Genomic DNA, 17,177 nt, shown 5'->3' with positions numbered 1-17,177 from the left:
TCGTCGAATCGGCCTTACCAGTTGAACAAGGTCCCGTCTTCCAGGCGGTTTACGGGCAGGAAGGCGCGCTTGTAGGGGTATTGGGCGGCCAGCACTTCGTCGAGATCGACGCCGAGACCCGGCTTGTCGCCGGGATGCATCAGCCCGTCGGAGAAGCTGTAGGCATGCGGGAAGACCGCATCCGTCTCGGCGGTGTGGCGCATATATTCCTGCACCCCGAAGTTCGGCACCGAGATGTCGAAGTGGAGCGCGGCCGCCATGCAGACCGGCGACAGATCGGTCGCGCCATGGCAGCCGGTGCGCACCTGATAGAGATCGGCGAGCGCCGCGATCCGGCGCAGATGGGTGATGCCGCCGGCATGGACCACGGTCGCGCGGATATAGTCGATCAGCTGGTTCTCGATCAGGCCCTTGGCATCCCAGATCGAATTGAAGATCTCGCCGACGGCCAGCGGCGTGGTCGTATGCTGGCGGATCAGGCGGAAGGCATCCTGGTTCTCGGCCGGCGTCGCATCCTCCAGCCAGAAGGGACGATAGGGCTCGAGATCCTTGCCCAGCCGGCCCGCCTCGATCGGGGTCAGGCGGTGGTGGGTGTCGTGCAGCAGATGCACGTCCCAGCCGAGCGCCTCGCGCGCTGCCTCGAACAAGGGCACGACCGAGCGCATATATTTCTCGGTCGACCAGACATTCTCGGTCGGCAGATCGGCATCGGCCGGCTCATAGAAATAGCGATCCTTCGACACGCCATAGGTGGAGGCAAGGCCGGGCACGCCCGACTGGATGCGGATCGCCTTATAGCCCTGCTCCTTATAATGGAGCGCATTGTCGATCGTCTCGGCAATGTCCTTGCCGTTGGCATGGCCATAGACCATCGCGCCTTCGCGGCTGGCCCCGCCGAGCAGCTGATAGACGGGCAGATTGGCGACCTTGCCCTTGATGTCCCACAAGGCGGTATCGACCGCGGCGATCGCAGACATCGTCACCGGTCCGCGCCGCCAGTAAGCGCCCTTATACAGATACTGCCAGATATCCTCGATCCGGTGCGCGTCGCGCCCGATCAGGCAGGGCACGACATGATCCTCCAGATAGGACACGACCGCCAGCTCGCGGCCGTTGAGCGTCGCGTCGCCGAGGCCGTACACGCCCGCGTCCGTCTCGATCTTCAGCGTCACAAAATTACGCCCCGGGCACGTCACGATGACGCGGGCAGATGTGATCTTGGGCAAATGCCTCTCCAAAAAAGATGCGGCGCGCGGGGCGTCCGCCGGTTTTGCGTGACCGGTGCGCAGCGACGCGACATGCGCAACGCACTGGCCTCACGCCTTTATTGTTAGCGCTCCCATGATATAGCGGCGCCCGCCGAGTCAATCGGGCACGCGTCTGCGTGACGACAGCTTACCGTGAAGGAAGAGGATTCTGCCGATGCGCCTTTCGCGCCTGTTGCTTATGTTTTGCGCCGCTTTCGGCCTGGCGTCTCCCGTGCTTGCCGACGATGGGTATGATCTGTGGCTGCGCTATCGGCCGCTGAGCGGAACCGCATTGGCCCAGGCGGAAGCGCATGCCAGCGCGGTCGTGACCGGCGAGCAGCCGTCTGCGACGCTGGCCGCCGCCGTCGGCGAATTGCGGCGCGGACTCGGCGGCTTGCTGGGCCATCCGATCGGCAGCAATGAGGCCAATGGCGCGATCCTGATCGGCACGCCGCGCAGCTTGCCTACGCTTGCCCAGCTGCGGCTGCCGTTGGGCAATCTTGGATCCGAAGGATATCTGATCCGCAGCGTGACGCTGGCGGGACGGCCGGTGACCGTGATCGCCGCCAATGACGATCGCGGCCTGCTGTACGGCAGCTTCGCGCTGCTCCGCCTGTTTCAGACGGGCGCTTCGCTCGACCGGCTCGACATCGTCTCCGCGCCCAAGCTGATGCTGCGCGTGCTGGATCATTGGGACAATCTGGATGGCCATATCGAACGCGGCTATGCCGGCAATTCGCTGTGGGATTGGTGGAAGCTGCCCAATTACAAGGATCCGCGCTACACCGATTATGCGCGGGCCAATGCCTCGATCGGCATCAACGGCGCGGTCCTGAACAACGTCAACGCCGTCGCAGCCAGCCTGACGCCCGATTATATCGCCAAGACCAAGGCGCTGGCGGACGTGTTCCGCCCATGGGGCATCAAAGTCTATCTGTCCGCCCGCTTCACGGCACCGATGGAAATTGGCGGCCTGAAGACGGCCGACCCGCTGGATCCGGCCGTCGCCGCCTGGTGGAAAGCCAAGGCGGACGAGATTTACAGCGCGATCCCCGACTTTGGCGGCTTCCTGGTCAAGGCCAATTCGGAAGGGCAGCCGGGTCCGCAGGATTATGGCCGCACGCATGCGGACGGCGCCAACGTGCTGGCCGATGCGGTACGGCCCCATGGCGGCATCGTGATGTACCGCGCCTTCGTCTATGCCGCGCAGGACAGCCATACGGTCGATCGGACGAAGCAGGCCTATGAGAGCTTCAAACCGCTCGACGGGAAATTCGCCCAGAATGTCATCGTGCAGGTCAAGAACGGCCCGCTCGACTTCCAGCCGCGTGAACCGGTGTCGCCGCTGATCGGCGCCATGCCGAAGACGCCGCTGATGCTGGAAGTACAGATCACCAAGGAATATCTGGGGCAGGCGACCCACGCCGCCTATCTCGGCCCGCTGTTCGAAGAAATCCTGCGCTGGGACACGTTCGCCAAGGGGCGCGGCACGACCGTTGCCAAGGTGCTGGAGGGCGAGCGCATTTCCGGCATCGCGGGCGTCGCCAATATCGGCAATGATCGCGACTGGAGCGGATCCACTTTCAACCAGGCCGATTGGTATGCGTTCGGGCGCCTTGCCTGGGATCCGGAAGCCTCGTCGCAGCGGATCGCGGAAGACTGGGCGGCGATGACGTTCACGCCCGATCCCGCGTTCGTGAAGCCGGTCGTGGCGATGATGATGGCGTCGCGCGAAGCGGCGGTGAATTATATGACGCCGCTTGGGCTGACCCACATCATGGCGACGGGCCACCATTATGGTCCTGGGCCGTGGGTGAAAGATCTGGCCCGCGCCGAGTGGAACCCGGTCCATTATCATCAGGCCGACGCGATCGGCATCGGCGTCGACCGCACCGTCAGCGGCACGGACGCGATCCACCAATATGCGCCCCAGATCGCCAAGCAACTGGCCAACCCCAAGACGACGCCGGACAATCTGATCCTGTGGTTCCACCACATACCGTGGGACTATCGCATGAAATCCGGCCGCACGCTCTGGGACGAGCTGGCGCTGCATTACCAGGCCGGGGTCGATCAGGTCGTGGCGATGCAACGCCAATGGCAGGCGCTGAAGCCCTTCGTCGATCAGGAGCGCTACGAGAAGACCGAGGCCTTCCTCGCCATCCAGCTGCACGAGGCGGAATGGTGGCGCGACGCCTGCCTGGCTTATTTCCAGACGTTCGCGAAGCGGCCGCTGCCGGCAGGCGTCCCGGCACCGGCGCACCCGCTCAGTTATTATGAGGCGCTCCAATATCCCTACGCGCCGGGGCATTGACGCTGCGACCGGGCCCTGGCGAAAGCCGGGGCCCGAACGCTGCGTCGCTAAAGCGTGATGAATTTGGTAGGATCCGTTCGTCTCGAGTTGCGATCGAGCTTGTCGAGATCGCGTATCGAGAGATACTCTACCCATGCCTCGATACGCGCCCTCGATAGGCCCTACGGGCCACTCGGTCGCTACTCGGCACGAACGGGATCGTGTGAAATCATCATATCCTAGGCTTTATCTGTAGCGGTACAGCCGGACCCGATAGGCGACGCCGCGTGCGGCATCGCCCGCTTGCAGGCGCAGGACCTGGCCCTGCCCGTTCTCGTCGCCGTTCAGCCGCCGGCCGGCGATCGGGCCGCCCGCCTGCAGCATCTGCTCATCGATACTTTCGATCCCCACCATTGGTGGACCGGGCCGGTCGCTGGTGAAGGTCAGGACGGAATCGCCGCTTCCCAGGATCAGATATTCGTCCGGCCCGGTCTGCAGAAAGAGCGCACCGACCCGGCTGGCGGGATCGATGCTGCCGTCCGCGGACGGGGCCCGGGTCATGTTCGCGATATAGTCGCCAAGTCGCACGCGGGCGGCACGCTGCGGTTCCCCTTCCATGACGACGCCGCGAATGGCGCCCGCCGCCTGTTTTTCCAGGATCAGCGGCGCGAGCTTGCTGAGCTGGCCGTAGACATTGCCGATCGCGTCATCGAGACCGCCTTCGCTCCGGCCATTCCCGTCGCGATCGCCTTCACCCGCGACACCGTCGATGCCGAAGGGAGAGAAGCCCAGCGCCTGGTGCGCGCCGAACGCATAGAGCGCATTGGCCGCACCGCCCTTCCCGCCGCGCGCTTCGGGGATGAACAGCGGATTATCGGGCCGGGCATAGGCCGCCGCCCACGAAACGAACGCATCGAAATAGATGTCGGGGGAGAGGAAATCGAGCGACGGCGCCCCAACCTTCCACAGGTCCATCGACTGCGGCAGCGGACCGCCGGAATTATACTGACCGGGCTCATAATTGGGCCGGATCAGCGCCGCATTGGTGAACATCGGCAGCGCATATTCCGCCTTGCCCGCGGCGGTGACCCGCTCGACGAACGTGGCATAATACCAGGACATGAAGAGATGATCGGTCAAGGACCCGTCGCCGAACACCTGCTGCCAATTGCCCGCGGTCTTGCCGCCCGCCGCTTCCCACGCGGCCCGCAATTCGGGGTTGAGCCGGGGACGACGCTCCACCAGCGCGCGCATCAACCTGTCTGGAACCGGACCGGCGAAGGCGGCCTCCGCAACCGCGGAATGATCGCGCGATTGCGGGATCACGCCGACCTCATTCTCCACCTGAACAAGCAGAACGGTCTGCTGCTGTCCGTCCACCGCGCGCAGATGGCGCATCAATCGCGCGAACGCCCTGGCATCGGCGTCGCGGACAGCCGATGAAAACGGGGACAGGCGCTCGGTGCCGCGGCCATCGCTGGTCTCGACCCGGGGAAACCGCGCGGCATCCCGTTTGACCCAGGCGGGCGCATAGCTGGAATAGGTGTTCTTCCAGCTGCCGAACCAGAGCAGCACCAGGCGCAGCTTGTTCGCGCGGGCGCCTTTGATCAGATCGTCGACGGTCGAGAAATCATATTGTCCCTCCTGGGGCTCCAGATGCTCCCACGCGACCGGCACGAGCGCGGTATTGAGGTTCATGGCGGCAAGCTTCGACCAGATCGGGCGCATATAATCGGCGCTGCTGAAGCTGGAATTATGCGTTTCGCCGCCCAGGATAAGGAAGGGCTTGTCGCCCACGATAAGCTGGGTCGCGGCACCGCGCCGTTCCAGGTGCGGCAGGCTGGATGGCGGCGCCGCAACCGCCGCGGCCGCGGCGACGCCGGCGACCAGCCCCGTCACGGACAGGGCAATTCGGCATCGTTTCATGGCCGCACGTCCGCCTGATCGCCTGATCGTCAAACCTGCACGCCCGCCCGCCGCGCAAAATCGAAGCGGCGTTCTTCAACGCGCAGCCGGGCGCGGTCGAGCACGTCCGCCTCGGTCGCGATGAGCAGATTCTCGGTGACGCGCGCGAGGTGATCGCGCATCGCGCGGCGTGCCGCATCGGGATCGCGCGCCCGGATCGCGTCGAGCACAAGGCGATGCTCATCCACTGGCGGCTGGATTCCCGCCTCGCGCGCGCGGCTGAAGAAATAGACGCACAGCGGCGACTGATAGCGTTTGTCCCACAGGGTTTCGACCAGACCGACCAGCACGTCGTTGCCGGTCGCGCGCGCCAGCGCCACGTGGAAAGCGCGATCCGCCCGCTCGCGCGTCGGCTGATCGCTGCGCATGTCCCCGATGCGGGCGAGGATCGCTTCCAGTTCGGCAATCTGCTGATCGCTGGCGGCGGACGCGGCGAGGGCGGCCACCTCGCCTTCCAGCAGGCGCCGTGCCTCCGTCACCTCGAACGGCCCGTCGGCCTCGTCGGGAGGACTAAGCTGAAGCGACGCCTTGGGCGCGACATAGACCCCTGCGCCATGCCGGCGCTGGACCAGCCCGCGCAATTCAAGCACGATGATGGCTTCGCGCACCACCGGCCGGCTGACCCCGAACTGATCCGACAGCTCCCGTTCCGACGGCAGCCGATCGCCCGGCCGATAGCGCCCAACCTCAATCGCCTGTTCGAGCGCACGCGTGATGCTTTCGTACAAACGTGGACTGGCCGCTTCTTCAGTCTTCGCCATGCAATCCTCCCCCGGAAGCGCCGCTAGCGTACGCGGGAATATCCAACGCCGCAAAAGGGGATTTTTGGGGACTTGAGGCCCCATCCGATACGGTGCATTCGCGGGACGACCATTATTTTGCCTAAGGGTCCAACTCGCGATAAGCACGGGCTGCTTGGGGATCACGACCCCAAATGTGGGGGGAAGCACAGGTTGAACAACAGGACTTCCCGCCGACAGCGGAGCGCGCCCACGATCAGCGATGTCGCCGCGAGCGCGGGTGTATCCCCCATGACCGTCAGCCGCGTCATCAACGGGGAAGCCAACGTCAAGGCGGCCACCCGCGACCTGGTCAACGCCGCGATCACGCAATTGGGCTATGCGCCCAACCGTGCGGCGCGCAGCCTGGCGGGCGCCGAGGAGTTGCGCATCGGCCTGCTCTACAGCAATCCCAGCGCGGCCTATCTCAGCGAATTCCTGGTCGGCGGGCTGGATCAGGCCAGTCGCGGCAACGTCCAGCTGATGGTGGAGCAATGCGAGATTGGGGAACGCGAGGTGCAGGCGGCCGAGCATTTGATCCGTATCGGTATCGACGGCGTCATCCTGCCGCCGCCGTTATGCGATTCCGGCGCGGTGATCGACGTGCTGCAAAAAGCGGGCATTCCGATGGTGGTGGTGGCGAGCGGCATGCCGCCCAGCGAAATTTCGGCGGTCAGCATCGACGATGAACGCGCGGCCTTCGACATGACCTGCCATTTGGCCAAGCTCGGCCATCGGCGGATCGGCTTCATTTCGGGCAATCCCAACCAGACGGCGAGTAGCCGGCGGCGCGAAGGCTATCGCCGCGGCCTGGAATCGATGGGGATCGCGGCCGATGCCGATCTGATCGTCGAAGGCCTGTTCACCTATCGGTCCGGCCTGGATGCGGCGGAGCGGCTGCTGGAACTGAAGGAACAGCCGTCGGCGATTTTCGCGGCCAATGACGATATGGCGGCGGCGGCCGTGGCGGTGGCGCATCGCCATGGCCTGGACGTTCCGGGCGACATCACCGTGTGCGGCTTTGACGATACACCGCTGGCCACCACCATCTGGCCGGAGCTGACGACCATCCATCAACCCATCCGGGAAATGTCGCAGGCGGCAATGGAGCTGCTGACGGCGGAGATACGCGGCCAGCGCGGGCCGATGCGCGCGGCGCCCCGCCATATCGAACTGGATTATACATTCGTACGACGGCAATCGGATGCGGCACCGCGGCGGCGGCCCAGCGCGCGCGGCTGATCCACACGATTGCGTCGTGCGGAACAGGCCCGGCGATTGATCCGGGTCGCTTCCTAGCGCCTTGACACGTCGGTCGCGTCGCCCTGTAGCGGCCCTATGCATTCCGGAGAGCCCCGTTGAGCCGAGTAGCCGTACGCCCCTTCCGCTCGCGCGATTGGTTCGCCGATCCCGCCCGCAGCGACATGGTCGCGCTCTACCTCGAACGCTTCATGAATTACGGCGTGACGCCGGACGAATTGCGCTGCGGCAAGCCGATCATCGGCATCGCCCAGTCGGGCAGCGACCTGAGCCCGTGTAATCGCATCCATGTCGAGCTCGCCAAACGCACCGCCGCGGGCATTCGCGACGCGGGCGGCGTGCCGATGGAATTTCCGGTCCATCCGATCTTCGAGAATTGCCGCCGGCCGACCGCCGCGCTCGACCGCAATCTGCTGTATCTCGGCCTGGTCGAGATTCTCTATGGTTACCCGATCGATGCGGTCGTGCTGACGACCGGTTGCGACAAGACCACGCCGTCGCAGATCATGGCGGCATCGACGGTCGATATTCCGGCGATCGTCCTGTCGGGCGGCCCGATGCTGGACGGCTGGCATGGCGACGAATTGGTCGGATCGGGGACGATCATCTGGCGCTCGCGCCGCAAGCTGGCGGCGGGCGAGATCGACGAAGAGGAATTCTTCAAGCGCGCCACCGAAAGCGCGCCCTCGCCCGGCCATTGCAACACGATGGGCACGGCATCGACCATGAACGGCGTCGCCGAGGCGCTGGGCCTGTCGCTGCCCGGCTGTGCCGCTATCCCCGCGCCATATCGCGAGCGCGGGCAGATGGCCTATCTGACCGGCAAGCGCATCGTCGATATGGCCTATGAGGATCTGCGCCCGTCGAAGATCCTGACGCGCGAGAGCTTCCTGAACGCGATCGCCTTCGTCACCGCTGCCGGCGGATCAAGCAATGCCGAGCCGCACATCATGGCGATGGCGCGCCATGCCGGCGTGGAATTGTCGCCCGACGATTGGACGACGCACGGTTATGATCTGCCGCTGCTGCTCAACATGCAGCCTGCCGGCAAATATCTGGGCGAGCGTTTCCACCGCGCGGGTGGCGTGCCCGCCTTGCTGTGGGAGCTGCTGGAGGCGGACAAGCTGCATGGCGGCTGCGCGACCGTGACCGGCCGCACACTGGCCGAGAATATTGCCGGCCGCGAAAGCCCAGATCGCGAAGTCATCAAGCCGTTCGCGGCGCCGCTGAAGGACAAGGCCGGCTTCCTCGCTTTGTCCGGCAATCTGTTCGACCATGCGATCATGAAAACCAGCGTGATTTCGGAGGAATTCCGCAACCGCTATCTCAGTCATCCGGGATCGGAAGGCGCGTTCGAGGCGCGCGCGATCGTGTTCGACGGCGCCGACGATTATCACCACCGCATCAACGATCCCGATCTGAACATCGACGAGAATTGCATCCTGGTGATGCGCGGCGCGGGGCCGATCGGCTGGCCCGGCTCGGCCGAGGTCGTCAACATGCAGCCGTCCGATGCGCTGATCCAGCGTGGCGTGATGTGGCTGCCGACGTTGGGCGATGGCCGCCAGTCGGGCACGTCGGACAGCCCGTCGATCCTCAATGCCTCACCCGAGAGCGCGGCCGGAGGTGGGCTTGCCTGGCTGCGGACCGGCGACACGATCCGCATCGATCTCAACGCCGGCACGTGCAACGCGTTGGTCGACGAGGCCGAGATCGCCCGCCGCAAGACCGAACCCGCGCCGCCGATCCCGCCCAGCCACACGCCGTGGGAAGAATTGTATCGCGAGAAGACCGGCCAGATGCACCAGGGTGCGGTGCTGGAATTTGCGGTGAAATATCGCGGCGTCGCGGCCAAGACACCGCGGCATAATCACTGATTGCTCCTGCCTTCGGTCGTTCTGAGCCAGTCTCAGGCGAAGGTAAGGCATAGTAGCCGGCGGAGTTTAACTGCGTCGTCACCCTGAACGTGTTTCAGGGTCCACCGTCACACCAGCACATCGCCCGCGGCGCGATGGATGCTGAAACAAGTTCAGCATGACGCGGCTCGGCGCGGTGGCAGGCGGCTTGATTCACTGCATTGCGCCCATGAAAAAGCCCGCCGCTCGACCGAGCGACGGGCCTTTTCTTTGGGTTCTGGAACGGGTTTTAGCCTTCCATTGCCTCCAGTTCGCGACCGCGCGTCTCGTTGATCATCGCCTTGACGAAGAAGAACGAGATGAACGCGAAGAAGGCGTACCCAAAGTAAGTGATCGCCAGGCCGGGCGTGACCGCCAGCGACGGGAAGCTGACGCTGATCGCCGCGTTCGCGATCCACTGCGCGAAGCCGGCGATAGCGAGGCCCGAACCCCGGATCTGATTGGGGAACATCTCACCGAGCATGACCCACATGATCGGGCCCCAGCTCATATTGAAGAAGACCACGTAAAGATTGGCGGAGATCAGAGCGATCAGGCCATTATGTCCGGGCAGCACCACGCCTCCGTGCGGGCCAGTTACGGCCGTGGAGAAAGCATAAGCGACGATGGCGAGCGTGACCGCCATGCCGGCCGAGCCGATGAGCAGCAGCGGCTTGCGGCCGACCTTGTCGACCACGGTGATCGTGAACAGGCACGCCGCGATCGAAAGGACACCCGACAAAATGTTGATCTGGAGCGCATTGTCCTCGGTGAAGCCGACTGCTTCCCACAAGGTCGCGCCGTAATAGAAGACGACGTTGATACCGACGAGCTGCTGGAAAATGGCGAGGCCGATGCCGGCCCAAAGGATCGGCCGGATCCGCCCGGTGGTCTTGTCGATCAGGTCCGACAGCTTGGGCTTGTGCAGATCACGGGAGAGCGAGGCGCGGATCTCGCTGACCTTGAGCGCGGCTTCCTCGGCGCCGAACAATCTGGTCAGCACCTGTTCCGCTTCGGCTTCGCGACCTTTGACGACCAAATAGCGCGGGCTTTCCGGGATGAAGAGCAAGGCGAGGAAGTACACCGCAGCTGGGATCGCTTGCAGCCAGAACATCCAGCGCCAAGCCTCGAAGCCGCCCCACAGGATCGCGGTCGAGCTGCCGGCGGTGTGCGCCAGCACGTAATTGGCCACGAATGCGCCCGTCAGGCCGGTGATGATCATCACCTGCTGCACGCTCGACAGTCGGCCGCGAATGCTCGCCGGGGTGACTTCGGAAATGTAGACCGGGGAAATCACGCTTGCCGCACCGACGCCGAAGCCGCCGATGATCCGGGCAAAGATGAAGATCGCCGACGAGGTCGCAGCACCCGCCAGCAAAGCGCTGACGAGAAAGAGGATCGCCGCGATGATCATGGTGTTACGACGGCCGATGCGGTCCGCAAGGCGGCCTGCGGTAAAAGCACCGATCGCCGACCCCACGAGGATCGCGCCGACGTTGATGCCGATGCCGAGCTTGCCTAGCGCAAACGCCGCTTCCAGCCCCTTTTGCGTGCCGTTGATGACGCCGCTGTCGTAGCCGAACATGAACCCGCCGATCGTCGCGACCGCGACGATCATTGCGATGAAGGCCAGGTTTACCTGGCTCGCCCCTCGCTCCATAGTGCTTTTCCCTATCCTGCTTGAACCATTATGATTGCCGGTCAGCCCAAGCTGGCCAGATTGCCGGGCATGCCCGGGACGTCCACCTGAAACGCGAAGATGTTACCGGCGAGAGGTTGGCCGGCCAAAGCGTCCGCGTCGAGGCCTTTTCGTGCGGTCGTGGCATAGGCCGTGCGCAAATCCGCGCCGCCGAACGCGATCTTGGTCACATTGGCGGCGGGCAGCCGTACCTCGGCGACGATGTCGCCCGCGGGCGAATAGCGGCGCGCGCGCCAGCCGCCCCACAGGCCCGTCCAGACGAAGCCCTCGGCATCGCACACGGCGCCGTCCGGCCAGCCGTCCGCTTCGTCGATGGTCGCAAATACGGACGGCGTGCCGAGGCTGCCATCGTCCTGGATCGGGACACGGTGGATGATCCGCCCCAACGTATCGGTATGATAGAGCGTCCGGCCATCCGGACTGATTGCGGGCCCGTTGGTGATCGTGACCGGCGCCAGGCCGGTATCGGCAACGACGCCGCGATCGAACCGATAGAGACGGCCGGTCGCGGCCCCTTCCCCATCGTCCATCGACCCGAACCAGATGCGTCCCTGCGCATCCACCGCCGCATCGTTGAGGCGGTTGGTCGGGATGGCGGCCTCGGGCGTGGCGATCACGTCGAATGCGCCGGTCGCGGGATCGAACCGGGCAACGCCCTGCTGCAATCCGGCGAGGAACGTGCTGTCGTCCGACGGCAGGATCCAGCCGACCTGGCCGGGTGCGTCGTAACTTTTATGATCGCCGGTGGCGGGATCGAAGCGATGGACCTTGTGATTCTTGATATCGACGAACCAAAGCGCCTGGTCGCGCTCAACCCAGACCGGGCCCTCGCCGAGGGTCGCCTGAACCGCAAGGACACTGCGCACGTCGCTCATCTATCGCCATCCCGCATCGACGAAATAATCATGCCCGGTGCACATCCGCGCATCGTCCGAGGCGAGGAAGAGGACCATCGCCGCAATATCGGCCGGCTGGATACGCCCGTCGATACATTGCGCGCTGACGATCTCCGCCTCGCCTTCCGGCGTGTACCATTTCATCTGGCGCGGCGTCTGGACATTGCCGGGAACGATCGTGTTCACGCGGATGCCGAGCCGGCCCAGATCGCGGGCGAGCGCGCGCGTCATGCCTTCGATCGCGGCCTTGGCCGTCTGATACAGGACGAGATCGGCCATGCCGAGATGCCAGCTGATCGACCCGAAATTGAGGATCACGCCGCCACCGGCGCGCTCCATCGCCGGAACGACCGCCTGTGCCGCGAAGAACAAATGACGCAGATTGACCGCCATCCGATCGTCCCAATAGGCGGGCGTCACTTCCTGGACGGTGTGACGATCGTCATTGGCGGCATTGTTGACCAGAATGTCGATGCCGCCGAGTTCCGCCTCGATCTCGGCCAGGACCCGCTTGAAGCCCTCGATGTCGGTCAGGTCGCACAGCCGATAGATCGGCGTGTGCCGCGCATCGCTCAGCCGGTCGACCAGAGCGCGCGACGCCGCATCGGCGATGTCGACGAAGGCGACCTGTGCGCCCTGTCGCGCAAAGGCCTCGACCACGCCCTCACCGATGCCGCTGCCGCCACCGGTGATGAGAACGCGTTTATCCTTGAGGCTAGGATAGACGGCCCGCTGGCCCTCCCCCTCAGTCGCCGACATAGACGGTCTTCATCTGCGTATAATATTCCACTGCTGCGAAACCCTGCTCGCGTGCGCCATAGCTGGAGCCGCGGCTGCCGCCGAACGGCACGTGATAATCGACACCCGCGGTCGGCTGGTTGATCATCACCATGCCCGCGCGGATATTCTTCTTGAAGTGACGCGCATATTTCTGGCTGGTCGTGACGATGCCGGCCGACAGACCGAAATTGCCGCGGTTGGCGAGTTCCAGCGCATCCTCATAGCTCTTGGCGCGGACGGTCGAGACGACCGGCCCGAACACCTCTTCATTGTTGATGCGCATATCCGGGTTGGTGTCGGCGATAAGCGCCGGCGCCATATAATAACCGGGCGTATCCAGGCTCAGGCGCTCGCCGCCGGTGACCAAACGGCCACCTTCACTGGTGGCGATATCGACGTAGCGCAGATTCTGCTCGAACTGCGTGTCGGACGAGGCCGGGCCGACCTGGGTCGAGGGATCGAGCGCCGATCCGACCTTGAGTGCCTTGGCGCGAGCGGCCAGGGCCTCGACGAAGCGGTCGTGAATGCCGTCCTGCACGATCACCTTGGACGAGGCGGTGCAGCGCTGACCGGTCTGGAAGAAACCGCCATCGAGTGCGATCGCAACCGCGCGCTCCAGATCGGCATCGTCGAGTACCACCAGCGGGTTCTTGCCGCCCATTTCCAACTGGACGCGCGCCTGGCGCGTCATGGCAGCAAGGCCGACCTTGGCGCCGACGCCCTGGCTGCCGGTGAAGGAGATGCCGTTGACGTCGGGATGGTCGACGATCGCCGAACCGACGCCGCCCTGGCCCAGCACCATGTTGAAGATGCCCGGCGGCGCGTTGAGCGACGCGGCAACCTCATGGATGATCGTCGCGAGCGCATGCGCGATGGCGGGCGTCGGATTGGCGGGCTTGAGCACGACGGTGTTGCCGAAGGCCAGCGCCGGGGCCGCCTTCCACGCCGGGATCGCGATCGGGAAATTCCAGGGCGTGATCAGGCCGTAGACGCCGACCGCCTCGCGCCACACCTCGACGTCCAAACCGGGGCGCGTCGATTCCAGCGTCTGGCCGTGGCGGCGCAGCGCCTCGCCCCCGAAATATTTGAAGATGCGCGCGGCGCGCATCACCTCGCCCATGCCTTCGGCGCGGGTCTTGCCCTCTTCGCGCGACAGCAATTCGCCGAGTTCGGCGGCGCGCGCCATGATCGTGTTGCCGACGCGATCGAGCAGATCCGAGCGCAATTCGGGCGAGCCCATCGACCAGGCCGGGAAAGCCGCGCGCGCGGCGGCGACGGCCGCATCGACCTCGGCCTTGCCGCCGGCGGGATAGGAGGCGATCACCTCATCCGTGTTGGACGGGTTGATGCTGTTGAACGGCGTGTCGGCCTCGACCTGCTGGCCGCCGATGAAATGGGTGAGCTTCATAGTATCCTGCCCTGTTAGCGCGCGCCGAGAAGCCCGCGCGACACGAGATTCTGCATCAGCCCGGATATGCCGAGCGTCCACGGCGGCGCCGTCTTGGAGTGGGTTACGCAATTGACGAGACGCCCCAATTTGGGCGTCGAGATCGACACCATGTCGCCGACCTTGTGGGTGAAGCCGCGGCCGGGATCGTCGCGATCCTGCGTCGGCGCGAACAAGGTGCCGAGGAACAGGATATAGCCGTCGGGATAATGATGCTCGCTCATCGCCTGCGCGACCAGATCGGTCGGGTCGCGGCTGATCTCGCGCATCGAACTATGGCCCTTGAGGACATAGCCATCCTCGCCCTCGATCAGCAGATCGACTTCAGCGGTGCGAACGTCGTCCATGGTGAAGCTCTGATCGAACAGGCGCACGAACGGCCCGAGCGAGCAGGACGCGTTATTGTCCTTGGCCTTGCCCAGCAGCAGAGCGGAGCGGCCTTCGAAATCGCGCAGATTGACGTCGTTGCCGAGGCTCGCACCGACCGGCTCGCCATGGCTGTCCGCAAGGATGGCAATTTCGGGTTCGGGATTATTCCAGGACGAATCCGAGCGCACGCCGATCTCGGCGCCCCAGCCGACGGTGGACAGCACCGGCGACTTGGTGAAGATTTCGGCGTCCGGGCCGATCGCGACCTCCAGATATTGCGACCACATGCCCTCGTCGATCAGGGCCTGCTTCAATGTCATCGCTTCGGACGAGCCGGGAACCAGGCCCCGGATGCCGCCGCCGATGCGGCTTTCCAGCATAGCGCGCACTTCCGCGGCCTTGCCGGCGTCCCCGCGCGCGCGTTCCTCGATCACGCGTTCGACCGCGGAAACGGCGAACGTCACGCCCGCGGCCTTCACGCATTGCAGATCGACCGGGCTGAGCAGACGCAGATCGCCGTCCGCCGAGAGCGTCAGGCTTTCCAGATCGCCGAGTGCCGTACCCGCGGACGCATCGAAGGCGCGGTCCTGGATCAGCTGCGACATGGTCGGTGCGACCCGACTCATGTCGTGCAGCACGCCGCCATGGACGAGAACGGGCGTTGGCCCTTCGGAGGTTTCGACGCGGCCCGCAAACAGGCCATCACGCCAATCATCCGCCAGCATCGTTGCCGGCGCGAAAGCCTTCATCTCCGCACTCTCCCCGCACGCGTTGCGGCCGCGCTGATGCGCAGCTTGTTAGCGCTATCAGTCGTCGCGCAACGCGTGCAAGTCAAGCCGTCGGGCGATCAGTTACGTTCTTTATCGACCAGCTTGTTCTTGCCGATCCAGGGCATCATCGCGCGCAGCTCCGCGCCGACCTTTTCGATGCCATGTTCGGCCTGCAGCTTGCGGCTGGCCTTCATCTCCGGATTGCCCATGCGGTTGTCGGTGATGAAGCGCTGAACGAAGCGGCCGCCCTGGATGTCGGCCAGCACGCGCTTCATTTCCGCCTTGGTCTCATCGGTGATGATGCGCGGGCCGGTGTGATAATCGCCATATTCTGCCGTGTTGCTGATCGAATAACGCATGTTGGCGATGCCGCCTTCATACATCAGATCGACGATCAGCTTCACTTCGTGGAGGCATTCGAAATAGGCCATTTCCGGCGCATAGCCGGCTTCGGTCAGCGTCTCGAAGCCCGCCATGATCAGGTGGGTCAGGCCGCCGCACAGCACCGCCTGCTCACCGAACAGATCGGTTTCGCATTCTTCCTTGAAGCTGGTCTCGATCACGCCCGAACGGCCGCCGCCAACTGCAGACGCATAGGACAGCGCCACATCGTGCGCATTGCCGCTGGCATCCTGATGGATCGCGATCAGGCAGGGCACGCCGCCGCCCTTCACATATTCGCCGCGCACGGTGTGACCGGGGCCCTTGGGCGCGATCATGAACACGTCGATGCCCGCCGGCGGCTCGATCAGACCGAAATGGATGTTGAGGCCATGCGCAAAGGCGATCGCGGCACCGTCGCGGATATTGTCCTTGATATCCTTGTCCCAGATGCCGGCCTGATGTTCGTCCGGCGCCAGGATCATGATGATGTCGGCCCAGGCCGAAGCTTCGGCGACCGGCATGACCTTGAAGCCGGCGCCTTCCGCCTTGGCCGCGCTTGCCGAACCGGGACGGAGACCGATGGCGACTTCGGCTACGCCGGAATCGCGCAGATTCTGGGCGTGAGCATGGCCCTGGCTGCCATAGCCGACGATCGCGACCTTCTTGCCCTTGATCAGGCCAATGTCCGCATCGGAATCATAATAAACGCGCATGGTTTACCCCTTCGAGTCAGTTCGTCGCCCCGGCGGAGGCCGGGGCCGCTGGATGTTAAGCGTCGCGCGTGCCGCGAGCGGCCCCGGCCTCCGCCGGGGCGACGCATGTTAAAAAGTCTCGTGCCCCCGGGCGATTGCGGCGACGCCGGTCCGTGCAACTTCGACCAGGCCGACCTCGCGCATCAGCTCAAGGAATTTGTCGATCTTCTCGGTGCCGCCGGTGACCTCGAACACGAAGCTGGAGATTGTCGCATCGACGACCCGGGCGCGATAGACTTCGGCCAGGCGCAAGGCCTCGATCCGGTGGTCACCGCTGCCCTTGACCTTCACCAGAGCCAGTTCGCGCTCGACATGCGGGCCTTCGGCGGTGAGATCATGGACGCGCAGCACGGGCGGCAGGCGGTCCAGCTGGGCAATGATCTGCTCGATCACCAGCGGCGGGCCCGACGTCACGATCGTGATGCGGCTGACCGTCTCATCCTCCGTCACCTCGGCGACGGTCAGGCTTTCGATATTATAGCCGCGTCCGGCAAACATGCCGGCAATACGCGCCAGGATGCCGGGCTCGTTGGCAACGGTGACGGAGAGCGTATGCCGCTCGCTGGCTTCTGTACGGATTCGCATGTCAATTCTCGTCGCCCGGGCGGAGGCCGGGGCCGCAGGAAAGGATGTCAGTCGCG

General features: G+C 64.8%; 13 protein-coding genes. 3 read left to right on the top strand and 10 right to left on the bottom strand.

The genetic code is table 11. The features are described 5' to 3' along the window. Positions 1 to 14 precede the first annotated feature (14 nt). Positions 15 to 1,226 carry a D-mannonate dehydratase ManD gene (manD, locus tag ACSBM8_RS02760; RefSeq protein WP_442680146.1) on the bottom strand — a complete coding sequence of 404 codons (1,212 nt, stop codon included), beginning with the start codon at positions 1,224 to 1,226 and terminating at the stop codon, positions 15 to 17. Positions 1,227 to 1,422: 196 nt separating this feature from the next. On the opposite strand from manD, the gene ACSBM8_RS02755 reads away from it, so the two are divergent. Further along, complete coding sequence (locus tag ACSBM8_RS02755) at positions 1,423 to 3,561, top strand: alpha-glucuronidase family glycosyl hydrolase (RefSeq protein WP_442680145.1); 2,139 nt, start codon at positions 1,423 to 1,425, stop codon at positions 3,559 to 3,561. A 225-nt stretch (positions 3,562 to 3,786) separates the two neighbouring features. Here ACSBM8_RS02755 and ACSBM8_RS02750 read toward each other — a convergent pair whose 3' ends face one another. Then, a complete protein-coding gene (locus ACSBM8_RS02750) occupies positions 3,787 to 5,466 on the bottom strand; it encodes a GH35 family beta-galactosidase (RefSeq protein WP_442680144.1) in 1,680 nt (559 codons plus the stop codon). A gap of 29 nt (positions 5,467 to 5,495) precedes the next feature. Next, entirely contained in the window at positions 5,496 to 6,266 is a 771-nt protein-coding gene (locus ACSBM8_RS02745; protein WP_442680143.1) for a FadR/GntR family transcriptional regulator, read from the bottom strand. A gap of 192 nt (positions 6,267 to 6,458) precedes the next feature. Here ACSBM8_RS02745 and ACSBM8_RS02740 point away from each other — a divergent pair, with 192 nt between their 5' ends. Next, the gene (locus tag ACSBM8_RS02740; RefSeq protein ID WP_442680142.1) at positions 6,459 to 7,526 is read left to right on the top strand and encodes a LacI family DNA-binding transcriptional regulator; all 1,068 of its coding nucleotides are present in this window, start codon (positions 6,459 to 6,461) and stop codon (positions 7,524 to 7,526) included. Positions 7,527 to 7,708: 182 nt separating this feature from the next. Beyond that, entirely contained in the window at positions 7,709 to 9,421 is a 1,713-nt protein-coding gene (locus ACSBM8_RS02735; protein ID WP_442681467.1) for an IlvD/Edd family dehydratase, read from the top strand. Between the two features lie 268 nt (positions 9,422 to 9,689). Here ACSBM8_RS02735 and ACSBM8_RS02730 read toward each other — a convergent pair whose 3' ends face one another. The 7 genes from ACSBM8_RS02730 to ilvN form a co-directional block, all read right to left on the bottom strand. Then, complete coding sequence (locus tag ACSBM8_RS02730) at positions 9,690 to 11,099, bottom strand: sugar porter family MFS transporter (RefSeq protein ID WP_442680141.1); 1,410 nt, start codon at positions 11,097 to 11,099, stop codon at positions 9,690 to 9,692. A 41-nt stretch (positions 11,100 to 11,140) separates the two neighbouring features. Continuing rightward, entirely contained in the window at positions 11,141 to 12,013 is an 873-nt protein-coding gene (locus ACSBM8_RS02725; RefSeq protein WP_442680140.1) for an SMP-30/gluconolactonase/LRE family protein, read from the bottom strand. Further along, positions 12,014 to 12,793, bottom strand: a complete 780-nt coding sequence (locus ACSBM8_RS02720; protein WP_442680139.1) for an SDR family NAD(P)-dependent oxidoreductase — start codon at positions 12,791 to 12,793, stop codon at positions 12,014 to 12,016. Then, entirely contained in the window at positions 12,780 to 14,222 is a 1,443-nt protein-coding gene (locus ACSBM8_RS02715) for an aldehyde dehydrogenase family protein (RefSeq protein WP_442680138.1), read from the bottom strand. The genes ACSBM8_RS02720 and ACSBM8_RS02715 overlap by 14 nt, the downstream gene beginning before the upstream one ends. 14 nt (positions 14,223 to 14,236) lie before the next feature. After that, positions 14,237 to 15,379, bottom strand: a complete 1,143-nt coding sequence (locus ACSBM8_RS02710) for a fumarylacetoacetate hydrolase family protein (protein WP_442680137.1) — start codon at positions 15,377 to 15,379, stop codon at positions 14,237 to 14,239. Positions 15,380 to 15,477: 98 nt separating this feature from the next. Further along, positions 15,478 to 16,497 (bottom strand): ketol-acid reductoisomerase, encoded by a 1,020-nt coding sequence (gene ilvC / locus ACSBM8_RS02705; protein WP_442680136.1) that lies wholly within the window; start codon positions 16,495 to 16,497, stop codon positions 15,478 to 15,480. Between the two features lie 108 nt (positions 16,498 to 16,605). Then, complete coding sequence (ilvN, locus tag ACSBM8_RS02700; protein WP_442680135.1) at positions 16,606 to 17,121, bottom strand: acetolactate synthase small subunit; 516 nt, start codon at positions 17,119 to 17,121, stop codon at positions 16,606 to 16,608. Positions 17,122 to 17,177: the final 56 nt, after the last annotated feature.

It is taken from the genome of Sphingomonas sp. ASY06-1R (assembly GCF_052180265.1).
Lineage (GTDB): Bacteria > Pseudomonadota > Alphaproteobacteria > Sphingomonadales > Sphingomonadaceae > Sphingomonas_I.
The sequence above is the reverse complement of the archived record's forward strand: the minus strand, read 5'-3'. Positions and strand labels throughout refer to the sequence as shown.

Bases quoted from the DNA above. Each gene is read 5' to 3' on its own strand.
- ACSBM8_RS02755 (WP_442680145.1), top strand. From the start codon at position 1,423: ATGCGCCTTTCGCGCCTGTTGCTTATGTTTTGCGCCGCTTTCGGCCTG.
- ACSBM8_RS02750 (WP_442680144.1), bottom strand. From the start codon at position 5,466: ATGAAACGATGCCGAATTGCCCTGTCCGTGACGGGGCTGGTCGCCGGC.
- ACSBM8_RS02745 (WP_442680143.1), bottom strand. From the start codon at position 6,266: ATGGCGAAGACTGAAGAAGCGGCCAGTCCACGTTTGTACGAAAGCATC.
- ACSBM8_RS02735 (WP_442681467.1), top strand. From the start codon at position 7,709: ATGGTCGCGCTCTACCTCGAACGCTTCATGAATTACGGCGTGACGCCG.
- ACSBM8_RS02730 (WP_442680141.1), bottom strand. From the start codon at position 11,099: ATGGAGCGAGGGGCGAGCCAGGTAAACCTGGCCTTCATCGCAATGATC.
- ACSBM8_RS02725 (WP_442680140.1), bottom strand. From the start codon at position 12,013: ATGAGCGACGTGCGCAGTGTCCTTGCGGTTCAGGCGACCCTCGGCGAG.
- ACSBM8_RS02720 (WP_442680139.1), bottom strand. From the start codon at position 12,793: ATGTCGGCGACTGAGGGGGAGGGCCAGCGGGCCGTCTATCCTAGCCTC.
- ACSBM8_RS02715 (WP_442680138.1), bottom strand. From the start codon at position 14,222: ATGAAGCTCACCCATTTCATCGGCGGCCAGCAGGTCGAGGCCGACACG.
- ACSBM8_RS02710 (WP_442680137.1), bottom strand. From the start codon at position 15,379: ATGAAGGCTTTCGCGCCGGCAACGATGCTGGCGGATGATTGGCGTGAT.
- ilvC (WP_442680136.1), bottom strand. From the start codon at position 16,497: ATGCGCGTTTATTATGATTCCGATGCGGACATTGGCCTGATCAAGGGC.
- ilvN (WP_442680135.1), bottom strand. From the start codon at position 17,121: ATGCGAATCCGTACAGAAGCCAGCGAGCGGCATACGCTCTCCGTCACC.